Below are 21,733 nucleotides of genomic sequence, written 5' to 3'. Positions count from 1 at the left end.
AAAACTTAAATTATATATTAAATTATATTAATAAAAAACTGTTAATTAATACTTATTTACACTTTTATAATTAATTTAATAATTAATTATGCTTATCAATGCTATATTATAAATTCTTATAAATTATTGTATATAAAATTTGTAAAATATTCAACTTGCTTATACAGCACACTTTTATATATTTTTCATACAATATACTATAAAAAGAATCTCTAATAACAATTACGGAGAAAACTTTGATAAACTTATGATAGTAACGGAGGTATTTTATGAGTACTATGTATGAAAATGAACGCGATTATGAATCTTATGATAATCATCCTTGCTACTGCACTTGCAAGCCTTACAATAACGCTCCAGAACCAGGTAGAGCTTTATTAAATGTTGGTTCTGGTGGAGTTGGACCTCTTCCTATAATTTCAACACCACTATCTAGACCAATTCCTGTAGTTAGTGTTTCTATAGATACAAGTAATATGTGCAACCCTAAAGTTCTTTTAACATTTACTAGCATAATTTCCTTACCAATAGGTGCTTTAGTAAATTTAAATTTTATAGTGTATAAAACAGTAGGTGATGGATCTCCTCAACCAATAGGTGGAACTTTCACTTTTGCTGAAACAGCTCCTGAATTATTGGAATCTGAGTCATTTAGTTTCCAATTATGTGACTGTAATCCTGCTTATGATAATACAACTTATACAGTTCAACTTGAACCAACTAGTTTAATTGCTGTAACAGCTGGTTTAACAATAACTAACGCAGTACTATCAGCTTTGGCTGTTGAAACTTTATAATTAGAAATAATTATATTATTAGGGAGCTCTTTTTAAGAGCTTCTCTTTTATTTTTGCATAAATTCACTAGCTAATATGAATATAATGCTTTGAAGGAATAAGCTGTTTTAAACATTAGTATTATACTTATGTCAAAACAGCTTAATTTCTTAAATTAGTTCTAATACTTTTAACACTTCTACTCCAATTTTTCTTTCAGTACCATTATAAGGATAACAATGAATATGAATAGCTGGATTGAAATTAAGTTCAATTATCGCGTAATTAGAATTTTCATCATTGTAAGCCTCTAACATCATGTCAACACCACAAATTCTCGCATTAACAGCTTTAGCTGCTTTAATTGCTATATTTTTAAACTTCTCTGGAATATCATCAGTATAATCTATACTATCTCCACCTGTACTTATATTAGAATTTTCTCTTAAATAAATAACTTCATCTTTTTTAGGAACATAGTCAAAATTTTTATTTTGTTGTTTTAAAAATAATTTCGCATTTTCATCTAAAATAATTTTTTCAAGAGGAGTAACATAATGATACCCCCTAAGTGGATCTTGATTTTTTATTTCAACCAATTCAGCTATAGATTTTACTCCATCACCTTTTACATTGGCTGGAACTCTATGAAGAATTCCAACAACTTTATTATCTATAACTAAAAAACGATACTCTTTTCCTTTAATAAATTCCTCAATAAGGATTGTATTGTCATATTTAAATGCAATTTCTAAAGCTTTTATTATGCTATTTTCATCTGCACCATCCTTAAATATACTAATACCTATGCCAAAGTTTGTAGATTTAGGCTTAATTACTATTGGTAAATTAATATAATCTTTAACAATATTTAGTGCTTCATCTATTGAATTAACTTCTATTCCTTCTGGAACTTTAATATTATTATCAGCAAGTACTTTTTTTGTAACACTTTTGTTTTCCATAATTAAAACAGTAACATAATTATCTTTTGAGGTTTTAGTAGCTTGTTTAATGTATTCTACTTTGCCATTCTTTTTTAGTGAAATAAAATTCTCCGATTTATCTAAAATTTCAACTTTAATGCCCCTTTTTATTGCTTCTTTTATTACAATTTGAGTAGATAGTTCCAAGTCCTCATAACCTTCTAATCTAAACCTATTGTTATACGAATTCTTTTTATATTCTTTTGCTATATTTAAATGAGCATTAATATAGCCTTCTTCCTTAACTTTTTTTTCAATTCTGTACGCATAAGTCAATTTGTAATCTTTAATTTTTTCTATCATGGAATTTATTATATCTTCTTTTCCGAGATTTAACTCTTTATCTATGTTTTTAATTTTTTCTAATATTTCTAATCCCCATTCTTCTTTTGAAATGGAATATCCATTTTTCAATAACATAATATCTTTTTGACCGAACCTTGATATTGTTTTTTGATTTTCAGTTCCTTCTTCCTGCCACTTATCATAATCATTCTCTTCATTTATAAGTAAGAATAAATTAAACAATTGAAGAAAATGTAAATCTTCTAAACTTATACCACCTTTTTCGAATGGATTAATATCTATACTTCTATATTCTAAATACTGAATGCCATCTTGGTTTAGCGAATTAAAAAAGTCATCAGGATTCTTAGGCTTAGGTCGTATGCAGCTGTATAATTCTTTATAACTATCTATAAGCTTATCATCTATAAATTTCTTTAAGCTTTCAATATATTCATCAACAGAATTATAATTTGGGAATAAATCAATTTTATTTTTATAACCACATTCACTGTTCCTATAAGATAAAGCTCCTTCATTTGAAAAACTATCTTGGGCTATTTCTTTAGATGAATTAACACAATTTTTTATATAACTTTTATCTACGACTCCACTTGCGCCTAAAAGATATATTATAAGCCATCTAAATCTTAGATAATTCCTTGTAACTTTTAAATATAAATTATTTTTAAAATCTTTATATTCAAGATTTTGCTCTTTATAATCAGGATTCTTAAATAATTCCTTAATTTCATCACTGCTATATAATTTTTTTATAAAATCATCATTGAAAGAAAAATTATAATGTATACCACAAATAAGCTGCTTTTTTCCACCATATTTTTTGATTAAACTTTCTCTATATAATCTTGCTTCAGTCCCTTTAAGATTATCTCCATATTCTGCTATTTTAATTTTATCATCATCTGGCACAACACCCGGCATAGATTGAGGCCATAAGTATTCTTCACCAATCTCCATAGCAACAATGTCATAAAGAGTATTGGCAAAATTATAAGTTTCTTTTATTGTTTGAAGTGGTGGCGTAATAACTTCTATTTGACTTTCTGCGAAATCTGTAGTTATATATGAATTCTCGACTTTATCACCAAATACACTTGGATGATTACTAATTGATAATTCTCCCATATTATTGACTCTTAAACTTTCTCTTTCTATACCAAAGTTACCTTTTAATATTTCATAATTAGTACATAATTGTTTAAGTTTTTTTAACATTGCTTGCCTCCTAGCAGTAATTAAATTATAAATACATCAATTTAGCTTTCTTTTCACTTCTATAATATATAATAAATAAGATACACATCCCTTCAAAATGCTTGAAAGAGAAATGCTTATCCAAATACCAGTTAAACCAAAAGGTCTAATTAAAACCAAGGCCATTGGAATCCGTAATGCTGTGAATACAACACTAATAATAGATGATATTTTAGGCTTGCCAATGCCTGTAAAAAGACCATTTGATACTGTTTCTATAGTACTAAATATTTGAGAAAAGGCTACTGCCTGTAAATATGCTTTTGCAATAATTATAGTGCTCTCTTCACTAACAAATATTTTAATAAAAGGCACATTAAAAAACATGAATAATAATGCCATAATTAAAGAATATACAATTCCAATTTTTATTGCTGTACTATATCCTTCTTTTATTCTATGATATTTTTTAGCGCCAAAATTTTGACCTGTAAAAGCAGCTATTGCACCATGTAATCCACCGATAACCATATATGTAATTGATTCAATTTGAAGCCCAATTTTTTGAGCCGCTATGGCATCAGAACCAAAAATAGCAATTATTCTTGCTAAAAAAATATTAATTACAGTAAATAGAATTCGTTGAAGTGCCATTGGAAATCCTAAAGTTATTATTTCTTTTACTTTTTCATATTCAACTTTTACATTTATATTATATTTAAGTATACCTGAAGATTTAACTAAATATAATATAAACATCAAAATATTTGCTAGCATAGTTGCAATTCCGGCTCCTAGAACACCTAATTTAAATGTATATATAAAAATTGGATCTAATACTATATTTGAAATTACTCCTATACTATTAATATAAAATGCTAACTTATTATTTCCGAAACTGCCTAAAATTCTTGCATATAAAATATTATAAAATGCAAAAAATATAGTAGGTCCACTTACGACTAAGAATAAATATGCATCTCTCTCTACTGTAGGATTATTAAGGTTCAAAAAGTCAATGAGACTTCTTCCACCTAGTATAAGTACAAGTGAAAAAATAATAGCAATAATTGTATTAATTAATAATCCAGAATTTATATATGCTTTAACTTCCATTTCGTCTTTTCGTCCAATAGAATGAGAAACCTTTATTCCCGTTCCAATTACAACTAATGAATTAATGGAGTATCCTAGTCCCATATAAAAGCTTGATGAACCGATGCTAGCAACAGCTCCACTTCCTAATCCACCAATCCATAACATATCAACTAAGTTATATGTAAATTGCAATAATGAACTGCCCATTATAGGTACAGATAGCTTTGTCAATACACTTAGTGTTTTTCCTTCAGTTAAATCTATTTTTTTCATGTTATCTCCATTCAAAATTCTTATAGTCTAACATTCCTGTGTTTTTCTTAATTCATTCTAAATACTTTAACATTAAATAATATTTCTTTCTAAGTATATTCTTCATTGCTTTTTAGATTATCACATTTTATAGGATTTTGATTACTACAAATACATTCATTTTTTTCTGTAACTAAGTTTAGCAAAAACAACACTAGCCTGTTTGCATTTTTCATATTAAGCCTATATTGACTCCATATACTATCTTTTCTCATTTCAATTAAACCGCAATCTATCAATACTTTCATGTGATGAGATAAAGTAGGCTGAGTAAAATTAAAGCTTTCTAATATTTCGCAAGCACATTTTTCTCCGCAAGATAATAAATCAATTATCTTAAGTCTATTAGGATCACTTAATGCTTTTAATATTTTGGCATTCATTTCATATTCAGTATTCACATTATGCTCCTTTCACAATATTATCCATATTATTTTATATATATAGTATAGATATTCATCTATATGTAGTCAACATTTTTATTTATATCATTAAATTATCATCAAGATTACATGCATATTCATCTATTTCATTAACTTTCATTTAGTGATTATGAGTCTTAAGATCTTTTTATCTAAATATAATTTTTTTTTATTTCTGAGTATCTCTTTTAAAATAGCCTGAAATATACAAAAGTGATTGAATAAATTTTTCAACCCCATCTTATTAATTATGATTGAATTTACTTTTAATCTTATAAATGAAGTTTCCCTGTTAAATTAAGTTGTTTTATCAAATTTCGGTTCAAAAAAGAGCCAAGGTTTATTTTTGGCTCTCGTTTTCTTTAATAAAATCAATGTGAATCTAATTTGTGCTTTTAGTTAAGCATTTACAATTTCCCCACCATTAATATGGATCACTTGACCAGTAATATATGATGCGTTTTTAGAAGCTAAAAATACATATGCGCCTGCACATTCAACTGGTTGACCTGCCCTTCCTAATGGAGTATCTGATCCAAATTTAGTTACTTTGCTTTCATCAAAGCTTGCAGGAATAAGCGGAGTCCAAATTGGACCTGGTGCAACGGCATTCACTCTTATTCCAGTCTTTCCCTTAGCTAAAGCAGTTGATAAAGATCTGGTAAAGGCAACTATAGCACCTTTTGTTGCCGAATAATCAATTAATGTTTCGTTGCCCTTATAAGCAGTAACTGATGCAGTATTTATAATGCATCCACCTGATTTCAAATGATTTAACGCAGCTCTTGTCATATAAAAAGTTCCATATATGTTAGTTTTAAATGTCTTATCTAAATTTTCATTTGTTAATTGTTTGAAATCTGTACATTCAAATTGAACAGCAGCATTATTAATTAAAATATCTAACTTTCCATACTCATCAATAGTTTTTTGCACCGCATCATCACAAAATTTAGAATCACCAATATCACCTTTAATAAGTGTACATTTTCTACCTATGCTCTCTATAATTTCTTTTGTTTCATCTGCATCTTTATTCTCATTAAAATAAACAATTACACTATCTGCACCTTGATATGCATATGCAATTGCAGCTGCTTTACCAATCCCACTATCTCCACCTGTAATTATAGCTACTTTATTTTCTAATAGATTTCCTTTTTGATTGTAGCTTGGATCATCATATATTGGCGATGGATTCATCTTATACTCAAGTCCCGGTTGTTCGCTTTGCTCTTGTTCTGGAAATGAAGTTGGAAAATTCATTTAAATTCCTCCTTATATACAACTATATTTTTTCTAAAACATAGTTTTGCCAATACATTAAAAATTATTAATATATATAAAGAAGCTTCTGAAAAGTTAAAAAAGTTATAATTTATTTTCAACTTTACAGAAGCTTGTTATAATATTATTAATCTATTCTCTCTATTGCTAGACCAACCAATCCAGGTCCAGTATTTACTCCAAGTGCAGGTCCAATTGTTCCAGCTATTGTACACTCAACTACATTTGGAAGATCTTTAATTGATTCATATAAACTTTGTACTTTTTCCATTCCATATCCATCTAAAATCCATGCTTTATATCTTCCCTTTTCTAGATAACTTTTAAAAATATCTGTTAACTTTGATACGGCTTGTTTTGAGCCTCTAACTTTAGCTGCTGTTCTATAAGTGCCATCATCAGCAACAGTAATTATAGGTTTAAGATTTAAAAGTTCTCCAACGGTTCCTGCAACCTTACCTATTCTACCTCCCTTTTGTAGATATTCTAAAGTATCTATAGTGAAAAATAAGTCTATTTTTTCTCTATATATTGGCAGCATTTCTATTATTTCATTATATGATTTTCCCTCTTTTATTAGTTTTGCAGTTTCCAAAACCATTGCACCTTGTGCCATTGTAAGTGTTTTAGAATCAAATACATGTGTTGTAATTTCTGGAAAGTTCTCACTAACCAACCTGACAGCATTAAAAGTCCCTGAAAATGCTGCTGAAATAGTTATGACAATAGCATGAGAATACCCTTCACTAATTATTTCCTCAAATATATTAGTTATTTTTTCTATACTAGGCAGTGCCGTTTTAGGAATTTCTGTTTTTAGACGCTCATACATCATTTCAGGAGTAATACTTATTCTATCTTCATACTCACCATCAGAATATAAAAGCTTGAAAGGTAACATTTTAATATCATTTTCTTCTAGTAATTCAATACTTATATCGGAAGCACTATCTGTTATTAATGCTATTTTCTCCATAATATTTCCTCCTATTTTTATATAATTAAATCGCTGTTAATCTTTATGCAACTGATAAGTAAACATATTGCATCTCCCATCCTAAGTTTACACACCGTAATAATTTTATTTCAATTGTTATTACAAAATAAATCTTAAATATCTAATTGAGTTTATTTTATAACAACTCCAAGTAGTTTAGCAAGTTCAACAGCTTGCAAAGGTGAAACTATAGCACCTTTTAACTCAGTCCCAGTTAACAAGATTTCTGTTATATCACTATCTCTAAAGTCTATACTTTTAAGAGGTGTATTTGTAAATTCAGAATTACTTAGTTTACATCCTTTATAAACTATTTTATTGAAACTGTTCTCAATAAATATCGAACCTTCCATATTACATTCATTGAAATTTACATTTTTTATTTTAGAATATCCAAAATTCATGTAATTCCCAAGCACTTCGTCGAAATATACATCTTGGATATTACAATCGCTAAAATTAGAACCCGTAAGTTTGCAGTACTTAAATTGAACTCTATGTATACTGCCTTGAGAAAAGTCTATATTAGATAAATCGCAATTTTCAAAAACCACATCTGATAAATCTATGCTTCCAAAGGAACATTTATCAAAAATTACGTTTACAAATTTACAACCCTTAATCTCTATTTTTTCATCATTTATGTCATTTATGCTTCTGTTCTCAATAAAAGTATTCTCTAAATATCTTTCATTAACTAATTCTTGAATAAAGTCAATGTCGTCTCTTAATTTATTATCTAATCTCGGTGTTAATATTTTATTAAATTCTGCCATTAATAAATTCCCCCTTTATCAAAATCACCTTACATTTAATATAAATCAATCTTTAATTACTGATTTATATTATATCAGATAATTAATAATAAAACGGGAATAATTTTTACTTAATGGTTTCATTAGCCAATAATCTTTTCAACTTTAATCGAAGGAGTTTTTGTAAAATTCTTCAACTCTTGACCAATCAATTACGTTCCATATGTTTTTAACATATTCAGCACGTAAATTTTTATATTTTAAATAATATGCGTGTTCCCATATATCTATTGTTAATATTGGGGTAAAACCCATGCTAAGAGGTGAATCCTGATTAGAGGTACTAATAATTTTTAGCTTACCATTTGCATCTTTAACTAACCAACCATAACCTGATCCGAATTGATTTATAGTTACTTTATTTAATATCTCTTTTAATATTTGCAGATTTCCAAAAGTTTTGTTTATTTCACTTTGTAATTTTCCTTCAGGATTTTTCTTGGGGTGCGGAAAAAGTATTGAAAAATATAGATTATGATTTGCTACACCACCACCCTGATTTATAACATCCTTTCTAATTTTCTTTGGTATTTTATCAATTTTTAAAAGTATTTCTTCAAGGGATTTTCCTGCCGTAATTTTTTCATATCCTTCAAGAATACTATTTAATTTATCAACATATCCTTGAAGGTGTTTTGTATAATGTATTTTGACAGTTTCCTCATCTATGTAAGGTTCTAAAGCATTAAATGAGTAGGATAATTCTACTTTATCAAACTTCATCTTTCTCCTCTAAGATATAAAATTATTACAATTTAAAATATGCATAAATATAATAAAGGTTACTTTCTTATAACAAAAAAATATAAGTTACATAAAATACTTTATATAACTTATATTCCAAACTATCTTCATATATATTACTTTTTAATCTTTATTAATTAGAATGATAAAAAATATTGTAGTTAAGCGGAAATATTCTGACCATTGCCACATACAACTTGTTCATCGCATATATTCACATTACTATATAATTCTGCATTTCCACAAACTTTTGCACGATGAGATACTATAACATCATCATAAATTATTGCTGTGTCACACACAATTGCTTCATCACATACATGTACATTACCTGATAATTTCACATATCCATATATTTTTGCATTACCTGAAAGAATTACATAATCACTTACAATAGCATTATTAAATACTAAAACATTATCACAAACTCTTACATTTCCTAATAGCTTAGCATTATCGTATATACTAGCTTTCCCTGAAACTATAACTTTTCCTGAAATGTTCACATTATCACTTACAATAGCTTCATCACATACCCTTGCTTTTCCAGATATATTTGCATCCCCAGCAATAACTGAATCACCAGATATTTCAGCGTCATCATATACTCTTGCATCATCATATATCCAAGCATTGCCATGTTGGGATAAATTCTTTAAGCTTTCTACATAACCTCCCAGCTCACCTTTTTTAACATCACTAAAATTTTTTAATGCTTCAATTCTATATAATTTTTTTCCCCCTGGTTCTACCTCTATAAACTCCTCGCTTAATTTGTATTTACTCATAATAACCCTCCTAAAAAATAATAATTTTTTATTAAATATAATTATATTTTTTACATACCATTTTAAAAACTGTTTTGTACTCTCAGTACAAAAACGCTTAACTATATTATACATTATTTATTTACCAAATGTAAATATTTATAAAATCAATAATTTTTATGGAACAAATTATAATTTAATCTATAAACCTTAAATATATCCACAAAATAGAGAAGGAAATATAATCTCCTTCTCTAATATTATTCAAATTATGTTAACCTGTTAAATCTAGATTAATGTATCTATAGATTATCATAAAGCAAACTTTTCGATAATTATCTCACCCTCTTTGTTTAAATAAGCCTTAACTTTTCTACCTGAAACATCTAAAGTTTTTGATCTTTTTCCAAAACAGAATATTGTACTATTATATGCAATATTTGCAGTTATAACACCTTCAGGTAATACCTCCAATTTTGTAGTTACGCCTGCCGGACTACCAACAATTCCAAGTTTAATGTTCCCTCTTGCAGATAACACCCCTCCTCTGGCTACAGCATCATCTCTTAAAAAGATTATATCTTTTAGAGCTGTCAAATTTGAAACATATTGTCCTTTACGAGTTATAATAATACTTCCTGTGGACTTTACCATACAATCTTGACAATACCCAATATAAATATCAGCTGGTATTATCATATCATCCTCTAAAAAATCTATTTCATTTTCAATTAATTCTTTTAGAATATTTAAATCATCCAAAGAATTTATTTTAGTTATATTTAATCCCATCATTTTAGATCTAATAAAATCTACTAATTGGCTTTTCTCATTATCTTTACAAATATTGTGTGTTATTATCCCCAAGGAAAGCTTTGGAATACTTTTGTACCTGTTTTCAATAAGAATTTTAACTAATTCAGATATCTTTTTAGAATTATTACTAGATTCGTTTAACTTTTCCACAGCATTGATCAGCTTTACTATATTATCCTTATACTCATTTATTTGTTCTAAATACATTTTCTTTTCCATATCAATTTGTCCAGTCAGAATAGTTGAATTTATAGCATTTCCTCTAATATTAATCTCCCCACCAGCAATTATTGTAGATGCATCAACGTTTTTTTCTACAATTATTGAATTACCGCATTTAACTTTCATGTTTTCAGTAACATTGCCAGAAATTTGAACATCTCCAATAAAGTTAATATTTCCAGACTTCATGTCCACATCTTGAATTTTATAAATATTATTTACACTTAGTATTCCATTTTTTGACGATGGTCTTCCAGTCTTTGTAGCAATTATATTATTCCCTTCTATTTTGCAGCCTTCACCAACTTTAATAGGCCTGCTTTTTATAGTTTTTCTTTTTAAAATTTCACCCAAAACATTCTTGCCATCTTGTCCAGTCTCCCCTGGAACTATTTCTGCTAATATTTGACCTTCTTCAATATTCGAGATTGAATATAAATTTTTGTAATCTATCTTATCTTTTGAAGATTCATCAACAATTTTCTTTTCACCCAACTCAAATAAAATTTTTACTTCACTTGGAGTATCATCTATAGGTTTCGTTCCTTTAGCTATTAAAAATCTCTCACTTGATCCCAGTGCACAGGCCTCGATAAGGTTCTTATAAATTATCCCTTCAACAACTTTGTTTTGTCTTAAAATTTCCTTTACTTCTGTAACAGTATATTTTTAAGGATATTCACCTTGAACTTTTATAGTTTTAAGTGCTAAATTTCTATGAGGTGGTTTATCTTTAAGTTTATATATATATTCTGGAACATATTCAATACATAGATATGCTTCCATTTTGTCATCTGATATGGTTACTAAAGCGCTCTTAACGGCTTCTGTGTTTTTACTTTCATAAGTAATTTCGTCATATTGTGTTACTCTATACGGTCTTTTCTCCGTACAAAGTTCTCCATTAATATATAATTTGATATTCTCACTTGGCTTAATTGTTATTGCTTCATTTTCATTTTCAATTACAATTATTTCTCCGTTCTCAACTCTTGCTCCTATTTGACTTATTATCTTATTAATATTGCAATCTTCATTAACTTCATCTCTTATATAGTTCTTATCTATATCCATAAAGGAGTGACTACATTCTTTAGAATTTAATGAGTCTAATTGAAGTTCTTCAACTTCTATTTCAATTTTGTTATTAATTAATGAATGTTTTTCTTTAGTTATTTTATATTTTAAATCCTCTTTTTCAATATTTAATTCTTTAGAAGCAATTTCTAGACATTTAGCTAAAGAGTTTCCTGTATAAATTAAACTCATTTTCCTCATCTCCTTAATATTGATATGCTTTATTTTATTATACCATTAATCGATTACATCTGATACCTTATTACTAACATTACTTTATTTTCACAAAAAAGACTTATTCGAATCCTGAATAAGCCTCTAAAATCATATATTTATTGTAATTAATTATAACATCAAGTCATATTTTCAAATATTTTCGGAACATTTAAGATTCCATATCCCCAATATGGATTAGGTATGATATCACCACTTCTAGAAACAGCGCCTTTTGCAAGGTATGCTTTAATAGTTTGAGCATACATATTAGGTTCATGTCCATTAACAATTCCCCATTGAAACAGCATAGCACAAACTCCAGAAACAACAGCTGCAGATACGCTAGTACCATTCACAATAGCTGTTTTATTATTAGGTGCAACAGTTAATGCATTTACTCCCCCGCCAGCAACATCGATTCTATCCACATATGATTCTAAAGATGCCATACCAGAATACTCAACAATATTATTGTTATTTTGGTTGTATGCTGCGACAGTTATTGTATATAATGAGTTTCCGGGATTTGTTATAGTTCCAAAGGGATCAGGGAAACTAAACCTTGTATTTCCTACAGTTAAACCTCTTTGTGGAAGCCAAGCATCAAATCTACCGGATAAGATATAATTTGCATATAACCTAAGTCTCCATATTCCTGGTTGTAAGTTATAAAATCTAATTCGTATTAATTCATCTCCAGTAATTTCTTCAGGGAAATAATAATTAACTTTTAAATTTGTCTTCTCGAATATGAATGTATGATTAGTTGTATAATTTATTATTACTGGAATTGTACCAGTACTTTCACCTGAAGGTGACACTACTTCTAAAGACAATATATCTGGTAGACCTGCCCAAATTTGAAGTCCCCATAAATTTTTTTGTTCAGGAGCTGCTTCAAACTCTACGACTCCAGCTCCAGGTCCTGGTACACCACTAATTGGGGCTACAGTTGAAGAAGCGTGGCCACCCGCATCTCTTTGATTTCCAGTTCCCGTAACTATGGCTATTCCAACATTGGTAGATATTAAACTTATAAAATCCTCCAAAATCCCCTGACCTTTGTGGTTTCCTAATGTACTACCAAGTGGAAAGTATATAACCATTGGCTTATTAGTAACCATTTTATACTCAAATAAATACTGAAGTGCCGCAAAAATAACAGTTATATTAAATACCGGAACAGTCGTTTCTGGGAATTGAATTTCATATGAAAAGTCTCTTAACAGCTTAACTACAACAAAATTACAATCAGGAGCAACTCCTCTTAAATTCTGGTTTTTTCCCGTTGCTCCAATTATTCCAGCCATATTTGTGCCATGCCCAATTTCATCTCTTGTTGGCACTATGTCATAAGGCGATTTGCCTTCTTTAGAAGCTCTAATTGCATCATTTATCTGATCTTTTCCATATACTATTCCAAATGGTACAGGATCATTTGGCTTTTCTAGTGTAGTCGTTAATGTTTGATCCCATATACTATCAATTCTTGTCTCACCATTAGTATCCATAAATTCATCACTTAAATAATCAATTCCTGAATCAATAATTGCCACATTGATACCTTTTCCAGTTAAATTTAAAGGAGATCCAGCCTGAACAAAGCTTGCTTGTGATGCTTCTAATGGAGAAACTTGTTGTAATGTATAAAATTCTGCAGGTATAACATATGTGATTGACTGGATATAAGGTTCATCTCCCATATTTATTTCAACATTTTTTTTAACAGATACTATTGCAAACCTATCGTTAATTATTGTTACATAGTAATCTGGTATTTTTGAAATCTCTGACACAATATCCCCCTGATATTGAACAACATAATTATCATAATTAATATTATTAAATATCTTCTCTATCTCTAGGTTTTTTTTCATTTAATCCCTCCATATTTAACGCATTAAGTTTCGCCTTAGGAATTCTTATGAATAACTTTTTAACATAATATTCATTGAAATCATCATCTAAATTTAAATCAATTCTATAACTTCGGCTGATTATATTAAAAGTACCTAATAAGTCGAAAAATCCATATCCTATGTCTCTATTAGGATATCTATAGATATTATTACTTCTGTCTGCGCCAAGTATAAAATATGCTATAACTTTTGTTGAAAACATAGTTTTATCATTTCCATTGATTATTCCCCATTGTAATAATAATGCGCAAGCTCCTGCTATAATTGCTGAAGCTGCAGAACTACCTGATACATTTGTAGTTCCACCTAAAGGTTTTGTTGTAATAATATCTACTCCTAATGTGGCAATATCTGGTTTGTTTACATAAGCATTAACGCTTGGCCCTTTTCCAGATGCAGCAATTAAGGCATTATTATTCCCATAGTATGCAATGGCAGCAACATTTCTAGCAGTAGAAGGTATTGTTAGTGTGCTATATGGATCTGATTGAAGAAAACGAGTATTTTCTGGCAATGTTTTTTGTGGTGCCAGCCAAATATGATACCTGCCATCTGTTACATAATCGCCTCTTAATTGAAAGGTCCAAATTCCTGCTTTTATACTTTCAAAATTTATTGAGATACGCTCATGCCCTGTAAAATGTTCTGGAAGAAAATACTGCACATTCATCACAGTTCTAAAAAATACAAAATTAATAGTTTGCGATTCATTAGCTTTTGCTTTAATAAAGTTAGATGCTTCACCATTTGGCGAAACTACATTAACAGAAAATATATTAGGTTTTATAACCCATATACTGAAGGAAAAATATTTAATTTCTTTAGGTATCCTTAATTCTACAGTTGCTACACCTCCAACTTGTAAAATTGACCCAGATGCATGCGCATCTGATGCACCTTCATTTCCAACACCAGTAACCAAAATTATTCCTCTAATTCTACCTATTGAAGTAATATATCTTGAAATTACATTATTGCCATCATGACTTCCTTCTGTGGTACCTACGCCAAGATATATAACCATAGGTCTATTAACTGCTACTGAATAATTTTTTAAGTATTCAATGCCAGCTAGCACTTCAGATGTATTATAAATTGGAGTATAAGGAACCCCATTAGCTTCTAATTCTTTTCTAAAACTTACAGATTCAAGAAGTTTAACTATTACAAACTCACTTCCTGAAGCAATTCCTTGAAATTGTTGATTATATCCTCTTGCTCCTATAATTCCAGCCATTTGTGTTCCATGTCCAATATCATCTTTGGATGGTACAATTGAATACGGGATTTGATTGCTTCTATAGGCTTTTATTGCATTGTTTAGATCAGTATTTGAATAAGTTTTTCCTATGTATACTGAAAGATCAGTCGTATCTTGAATACTTTGATCCCAAATACTTACAATTCTCGAAGTATCATCTTCATTAATAAACTCTTCATTTAAATAATCTATTCCTGTATCAATCATTCCTATTAATACTCCTCTGCCAGTTAGATCTAAGTAAGGGTTTATTTTAATGGCATTTATATTATCTACACTAGATGGAGATATCTCTTGAAGTACATATTTGCTTCTCGGATCAACATAACTAATTGATGGTACATCTCTTAATAGTTGAATCAAATTTTGCGGAGATGTTGATATAACCCCAATGTTATTAGTTATTACATCTCCACAAGCATATGAAACTCTATCAATTTCTTCTTTGAAATTACCTTGATATTCAATTAAATAAGTAGGTGAATCCCCATAATATAAGTCACATTTCTTTGAAACTGGCACATTTAACTCCTTAGTATTACTCACATTTAATAATATTTATTAGTAATATAAATTATTCATTAAGGCACAATCAAATAAATAATAAGTCTATTTGCCAGCATATTTTCCATCATCCTGCTTCAGTGAATTGACCTAATAGACCCGCTATGAGGGCAATTCGCTTCATTGCCTGATGAAAAATATTCATGGCAACTTTGGACTTCTTATTTATTTTCATGTGCCTAAGAAAACAGCGTACTAACTAAATATGAATCTATTTAGCCAATATGCTGCTAATTATTTATATTAAAATAATATAGATATTATTTTTAGACTAAAAATTATTTATTGCTCAGCTGAAATTTTTTTATAAATTTCCAAACGCTCCATTGCTTCACCTTTAGTTTTTTCAAATAATTTTTCTGCTTGTTCAGGGAAAGCCTTAGTTAGAGAGGAATATCGCACTTCTCCCATTAAGAACTCTTTAAAATCACCCTTTGGGTCTTTAGAATCTAATATAAATGGATTTTTTTCTCCTTTTAAAGATGGATTATACCTATAAAGATGCCAATAACCACAATCTACAGCCTTCTTTTCTTCTTCCTGGGTATTTGACATTCCTACTTTAATACCATGATTTATACATGTAGAGTAAGCTATTATTAGTGATGGACCATCATAGGCTTCTGCTTCTGTTATTGCCTTAATTGTCTGATTTTTATCTGCCCCCATGCAAACTTGAGCTACATAAACATAGCCATATGTCATTGCCATTCTTCCTAAATCTTTTTTCTTAGTTCTTTTACCAGATGCGGCAAATTTGGCAATTGCAGCGGTTGGAGTTGATTTTGAAGATTGACCGCCAGTATTTGAATATATTTCAGTATCAAATACTAATATATTAACATTTTCATTCATTGCAATTACTTGGTCTAGTCCGCCAAAACCAATATCATAAGCCCATCCATCTCCACCAAATATCCATTGGGACCTTTTTACAAAGTATTCCCTGTCTTTTAATATTTCCTTTGCAATGTCACTCTCCTCTTTTTCAAGAACTTCTACTAATCTTTTTGCTCTATCTCTTGTGCCCTCTCCAACATCTTTATTTTCTAACCAATCCCTTAGGACTAGTTTAGAGTCTTCTGAGATATCACTTTCTAACGCAATTGATACATTGTTTGCTATTCTTTCCCTTATAGTCTTAACTCCCAAATACATTCCATACCCAAATTCTGCATTGTCTTCAAATAGGGAATTTGCCCAAGCTGGCCCGTGACCATGCTCGTTGACAGTATAGGCCATTTCATATGAGCCAGCTGCCCAAATTGAAGAACATCCAGTAGCATTGGCAATCATCATCCTGTCACCAAATAATTGTGTTACAAGTCTTGCATAAGGAGTTTCACCACATCCTGCACATGCTCCATTAAACTCAAGTAATGGTCTTTCAAACTGACTTCCTTTGAGAGTATACTTGCTTAATGGATTTTTAGGTTTAACTTTCTCAAGGTAATAATTCCAAGCCTCAATTTGTTCGTGCTGACTATCTTGAGATTTCATTACTAAAGCTTTTCCTGGTGCTGGACATACTTGGGCACAGTTTCCGCATCCAGTACAATCAAGAGGGGTAACTCCAATTGAAAAGTAAAGTTTTTCTTCTCCTTTTATTCCTTTAGCATCAAGAACTTTAACACTTTCCGGAGATTTTTCTTTTTCTTCATCATTTAACAAGAATGCTCTTATTGTTGCATGTGGACACACAAATGAACATTGATTACATTGAATACAATTTTCTGGTATCCATTCTGGTACATTTACAGCAATTCCTCTCTTTTCATACGATGTTGTTCCTGTCATAAAAGTACCATCTTGAATTCCTGCCTTAACAAAAGTTGATACCGGCATAGAATCTCCTTCAAGTCTATTCATAGGTCTAGTAATTTCTTTAATAAATTCTGGAAAATTCTCATCAAGCTCAAGTTTATCATCTAAATCTGTATTCCAACTATAAGGAACTTTAATTTTTATTATACCTTCTAAACCCGCATCAATTGCAGCGTGATTCATATTAACAATTTTTTCACCTTTATTACCATATGATTTTACAACAGCTTCTTTTAAGAATTTAATAGCATCTTCAACTGGTATAATATTGGCAATTTTAAAGAAAGCAGCCTGCATTATCATATTTATTCTTCCGCCAAGACCGACTTCCTGGGCAATTTTTACAGCATTTATTATGTAAAATTCAATATGATTTTGGGCAATATATCTTTTTATTGATGCTGGTAATCTCTCATCTAACTCTTCAGGCGTCCAAATTGTATTTAATATAAATTTACCATTCTTTTTTAATCCTCTAATTACATGATATTTATAAACATATGACTGATTGTGACATGCAACAAAGTTCGGTCTATCAATGGGGTATCTAGATTTAATGGGTTTATCACCAAACCTTAAGTGTGATACAGTAAGACCGCCTGACTTTCTTGAATCATAGTCAAAATATCCTTGTGCATACATTTCAGTATTATCTCCAATGATTTTAATTGCACTTTTATTAGCACCAACAGTACCATCTGATCCAAGTCCCCAAAATTTACATGATGTAATTCCATCTGGAGTTGCATCAATATGTTCAAATGTCCTTAAAGATGTATTAGTAACATCATCAATTATTCCAATAGTAAAATTATTTTTTGGTACATCTAAAAATAAATTATCATAAACTGCTGCAATATGGGCTGGTGTTGGATCTTTTGATCCCAAACCAAATCTTCCGCCAATAACAATTGGAGCATCTTTCATACCAAAAAAAGCTCTAGATACATCTAGATATAACGGCTCACCAACAGAACCAGGTTCTTTTGTTCTATCTAAAACTGCAATTTTTCTCACTGTTTTAGGAATAACTTTTAATAACTTATCAACTGAAAATGGTCTGAATAATCTTACTTTTACGAGCCCTACCCTTTGTTTATTATTATTTAAAAAGTCCACTGTTTCCTCAACAACATCATTAACAGCTCCCATGGAGATTATAATCCTATCTGCATCAGGCGCGCCATAATAGTCAAAGCAATGATATGCTCTTCCAGTAAGCCTAGTAATTTCACCCATGTACTCTTCAACAACTTCTGGGATATCATTATAGTATTTATTTACTGCTTCTCTCATTTGAAAATAGATATCTGGATTTTGAGCAGTTCCTCTTATAACAGGATGATTAGGATTTAAAGCTCTTTTTCTAAACTCTTCCAGAGCTTTATAATCTAATACTCTAGCTAGTTCTTCTGGTTCAATAACTTCTATCTTTTGTATTTCATGAGAAGTTCTAAACCCATCAAAGAAATTCATGAATGGCATTCTTGCTTTTATAGATGCTAAATGCGCAACACCACTCAAATCCATTACTTCTTGAACAGATCCTTCACAAAGCATTGCAAATCCTGTTTGTCTTGCAGCCATTACATCTTGATGATCACCAAAAATACTTAATGCTGATGTCGCAAGTGCTCTAGCAGCTACATGTATAACACATGGTAATAATTCTCCTGCTATCTTATACATATTAGGTATCATTAGTAATAATCCTTGTGATGCAGTATAGGTAGTTGTTAATGCACCTGCCTGAAGAGATCCATGTAATGCACCTGCTGCCCCTGCCTCAGATTGCATTTCAACTACTTTCAATGGCTGACCAAAAATGTTTTTTTTGCCTTGCGCTACCCACTCATCCACATGTTCTGCCATTGGAGATGATGGGGTAATGGGAAAGATTACTGCTGCTTCTGAGAAGCCATATGATATATAAGCTGCAGCTGTATTACCATCCATAGTTTTCATTTTTCTCATCGCATTTACCTCGTTTTCATTATGTATTTAGTAGTTATACTAACTTTTTTTATTATTTGCTAAGTAAATCTCAGTTATTCATTAGCTCATCAAATAATTAGTATGCGAATTGTAGTCTCACTTATTTTACTTTCAAAAAATATAAAAAACACAATTTTTATTCATATTGCATCAGAATAAAAATTGTGTTTTCTGTTTAATTATATTTTTTCTCTAAATTCTCTAAAATTGCTATATTCTCATCTTTTACATTAGTATTTGTACCTTCAAATTCAGCACATTGTTCATCAATATTTTTTAATATTTCTTCGTTCAATTCTCTTTGAGCAAATTTATATATTACTTTATCTTCTTTATCTATATGCCTTTCCAATAAATGAGTATAGGAAATCGCATTAGCTATTACATCTAATACAGCTTCTTCATTTCCTTTCTTTAAATCCTCTAAAGCTGTATCTAGACTTGCGATGTACAATCTTCCTAAATCATGTTCAACCAACATGCCATACTTTACAATTTTTTCTGCTGTTTCTCCTATTTCATCTACCATTTTATTAAAAAGCATTACTTCTTCCTTTTTATGATGATGAGAATCTGCATAATTTCTGATAAAACTTATCATTGAATAAAAATCCTCATAGTCAATTTCATTACCTTTAAATACTTTAAAGCAGGCTTTTCTTACAACAGCTAACATTCGCTTTATATACTTATGTTCTTCCATCATTAAATCTATAACATTCATAGTTACCCTCCTATACCATTTTTCTTTTATAAATCAAAACACCCTAAGGATGATTATTTTTTTGATATCACCTTAATTTCATCTTCTCTATCTATATATTCAAAATTTGAATTAACTTCATTAACGAAAGCTTTAACCCATAAATTTCTTAACTCATAAAAATATTTTACATCTCCCTCTTCTTTATCCCAAATATTTTTATGAACACAAATACTTCTTCTCCATTCTACAACATCTTCTTCAGATTTTAGTATTTCATTAACTCTGTCACATGGCATACCATCTAAGATATAATCATTTACACTGTTAAATATGTCTACAGCCGTTGTAAGCTCTATGCCTTTTTTCTTAACTTCTTTGGCTGCTTCAATGCCTTGAGTAGTATAAACTTCCTCCATTTTCGATTTAACATCTTTATTATTATTGATTACTTTAGTGGTCCAAGCAGCCATTCTTCCCTCAGCTGAATTAATTTTTTCTTGAAGCCATCCGTGGATGTTATTTGTATCAATCATTTCTTCTAATGGAAGATCAGGAGTTGGTTCACCATATTTTTCATTAATTTCTTCTCTTAATTTATCAACATCTAATCCTTCAGATTTTGCAAGATTAACTATTTCTTTTTCTAATTTTTCAAACCATAAAATTTTATTAAATAACCAATAATGAATTTTTCCTAAGTATAAGCTCATTATATCTCCTCCTAAAATTAAAATAAGTTTTATGCCTTTATGGGCCACTTCTTTATTTTTAACGTTTTTTTCAATCAAGTAAAATACAATAAATTTATTATTAGTATTTCGCTTTTTCTAATCAAATCATACTATACTAATCACTTTTTTTATGTAACATATGTTACTAAATAGAAAATTTTCATTATTTATCCCTTGAGTTTTTGCTCCCTTACACATAAAAATAAAGACTATCTTAAAATAATGTGTTTATTTTAAGATAGTCATATAGGTATTAAGGTTATATTATATATTATTTCTGCTGTTTTAAATTTTAATAAGATTAATATGAATTCTATTATTTAATTTCTGCGAAAATTTCATATTTCAAATTATTGCAATATTCCAGAAGCTACTCCTAAAATTCCAATTGCAAATAATCCAAAGATTATTAATAACGGATTTACTTTTTTCTTTAATAAGTACATACATGCAAATGTTAATAGAAGTGGAACTAGTCCTGGCATTAAGCTGTCAAGAACGCTTTGAACAGTTGTAACTACTTCTTTTCCATCACTTTGTGTATATTTAGAAAGTACAAATGGTATATTAATACTTGTCCATTTTGAAACAAGACCACCTATAACAAGTAATCCAAGCACTGAAGATCCTTCTGTAAGATATCTAAGTTTGTTTCCACCCATATCAGCAACTAATTGAGTTCCTTTTTCATATCC

At 29.5% G+C, this 21,733-nt stretch carries 16 protein-coding genes and 1 pseudogene; 1 reads left to right on the top strand and 16 read right to left on the bottom strand.

Going from position 1 to position 21,733, the window contains the following annotated elements; translation table 11 throughout:
* The first annotated feature begins 269 nt into the window (after nucleotides 1-269).
* On the top strand, nucleotides 270-797 hold the full coding sequence (locus COL3_RS12540) for a DUF4489 domain-containing protein (RefSeq protein WP_008422254.1): 528 nt from the start codon (nucleotides 270-272) through the stop codon (nucleotides 795-797).
* Nucleotides 798-946: 149 nt separating this feature from the next.
* On the opposite strand, the gene gshAB is transcribed toward COL3_RS12540, so the two are convergent.
* From gshAB to COL3_RS12465, 16 genes and pseudogenes are all read right to left on the bottom strand, one after another.
* Nucleotides 947-3,286, bottom strand: a complete 2,340-nt coding sequence (gene gshAB / locus COL3_RS12535; RefSeq protein WP_008422255.1) for a bifunctional glutamate--cysteine ligase GshA/glutathione synthetase GshB — start codon at nucleotides 3,284-3,286, stop codon at nucleotides 947-949.
* 36 nt (nucleotides 3,287-3,322) lie between these two features.
* Complete coding sequence (locus COL3_RS12530) at nucleotides 3,323-4,636, bottom strand: MATE family efflux transporter (protein ID WP_008422256.1); 1,314 nt, start codon at nucleotides 4,634-4,636, stop codon at nucleotides 3,323-3,325.
* An 89-nt stretch (nucleotides 4,637-4,725) separates the two neighbouring features.
* Nucleotides 4,726-5,076, bottom strand: a complete 351-nt coding sequence (locus COL3_RS12525; RefSeq protein WP_008422258.1) for a metalloregulator ArsR/SmtB family transcription factor — start codon at nucleotides 5,074-5,076, stop codon at nucleotides 4,726-4,728.
* A gap of 420 nt (nucleotides 5,077-5,496) precedes the next feature.
* Nucleotides 5,497-6,363, bottom strand: coding sequence for an SDR family oxidoreductase (locus COL3_RS12520; RefSeq protein ID WP_008422259.1), 867 nt, complete (start codon nucleotides 6,361-6,363; stop codon nucleotides 5,497-5,499).
* 148 nt (nucleotides 6,364-6,511) lie between these two features.
* Nucleotides 6,512-7,360 (bottom strand): DegV family protein, encoded by an 849-nt coding sequence (locus COL3_RS12515; protein ID WP_008422260.1) that lies wholly within the window; start codon nucleotides 7,358-7,360, stop codon nucleotides 6,512-6,514.
* Nucleotides 7,361-7,512: 152 nt separating this feature from the next.
* Nucleotides 7,513-8,157: a pentapeptide repeat-containing protein gene (locus COL3_RS12510; protein WP_008422261.1), complete on the bottom strand. Its 645-nt coding sequence runs from the start codon at nucleotides 8,155-8,157 to the stop codon at nucleotides 7,513-7,515.
* Between the two features lie 144 nt (nucleotides 8,158-8,301).
* The gene (locus COL3_RS12505; protein ID WP_008422262.1) at nucleotides 8,302-8,919 is read right to left on the bottom strand and encodes a superoxide dismutase; all 618 of its coding nucleotides are present in this window, start codon (nucleotides 8,917-8,919) and stop codon (nucleotides 8,302-8,304) included.
* Between the two features lie 182 nt (nucleotides 8,920-9,101).
* Nucleotides 9,102-9,728, bottom strand: a complete 627-nt coding sequence (locus COL3_RS12500; protein ID WP_008422264.1) for a hypothetical protein — start codon at nucleotides 9,726-9,728, stop codon at nucleotides 9,102-9,104.
* Between the two features lie 291 nt (nucleotides 9,729-10,019).
* Nucleotides 10,020-11,399, bottom strand: a pseudogene (locus tag COL3_RS12495) (FapA family protein); the annotation flags it as partial.
* A 15-nt stretch (nucleotides 11,400-11,414) separates the two neighbouring features.
* Nucleotides 11,415-12,014, bottom strand: a complete 600-nt coding sequence (locus COL3_RS29305) for a hypothetical protein (protein WP_008422266.1) — start codon at nucleotides 12,012-12,014, stop codon at nucleotides 11,415-11,417.
* A 161-nt stretch (nucleotides 12,015-12,175) separates the two neighbouring features.
* Nucleotides 12,176-13,915 carry a S8 family peptidase gene (locus tag COL3_RS12490; RefSeq protein WP_008422267.1) on the bottom strand — a complete coding sequence of 580 codons (1,740 nt, stop codon included), beginning with the start codon at nucleotides 13,913-13,915 and terminating at the stop codon, nucleotides 12,176-12,178.
* Nucleotides 13,881-15,740: a S8 family peptidase gene (locus COL3_RS12485; protein WP_008422268.1), complete on the bottom strand. Its 1,860-nt coding sequence runs from the start codon at nucleotides 15,738-15,740 to the stop codon at nucleotides 13,881-13,883. The genes COL3_RS12490 and COL3_RS12485 overlap by 35 nt, the downstream gene beginning before the upstream one ends.
* Nucleotides 15,741-16,064: 324 nt before the next feature.
* On the bottom strand, nucleotides 16,065-19,580 hold the full coding sequence (gene nifJ, locus COL3_RS12480) for a pyruvate:ferredoxin (flavodoxin) oxidoreductase (RefSeq protein ID WP_008422269.1): 3,516 nt from the start codon (nucleotides 19,578-19,580) through the stop codon (nucleotides 16,065-16,067).
* 196 nt (nucleotides 19,581-19,776) lie between these two features.
* Nucleotides 19,777-20,325, bottom strand: coding sequence for a hemerythrin domain-containing protein (locus COL3_RS12475; RefSeq protein ID WP_008422271.1), 549 nt, complete (start codon nucleotides 20,323-20,325; stop codon nucleotides 19,777-19,779).
* 53 nt (nucleotides 20,326-20,378) lie between these two features.
* A complete protein-coding gene (locus COL3_RS12470) occupies nucleotides 20,379-21,017 on the bottom strand; it encodes a hypothetical protein (protein WP_008422272.1) in 639 nt (212 codons plus the stop codon).
* A 371-nt stretch (nucleotides 21,018-21,388) separates the two neighbouring features.
* The coding region (locus COL3_RS12465) for a PTS system mannose/fructose/sorbose family transporter subunit IID (RefSeq protein WP_180277939.1) at nucleotides 21,389-21,733 on the bottom strand (345 nt) is incomplete at its 5' end.

Source organism: Clostridium sp. LS (genome assembly GCF_002760435.1).
Lineage (GTDB): Bacteria > Bacillota > Clostridia > Clostridiales > Clostridiaceae > Clostridium.
This window is presented reverse-complemented; position numbering and strand designations above follow the sequence as displayed.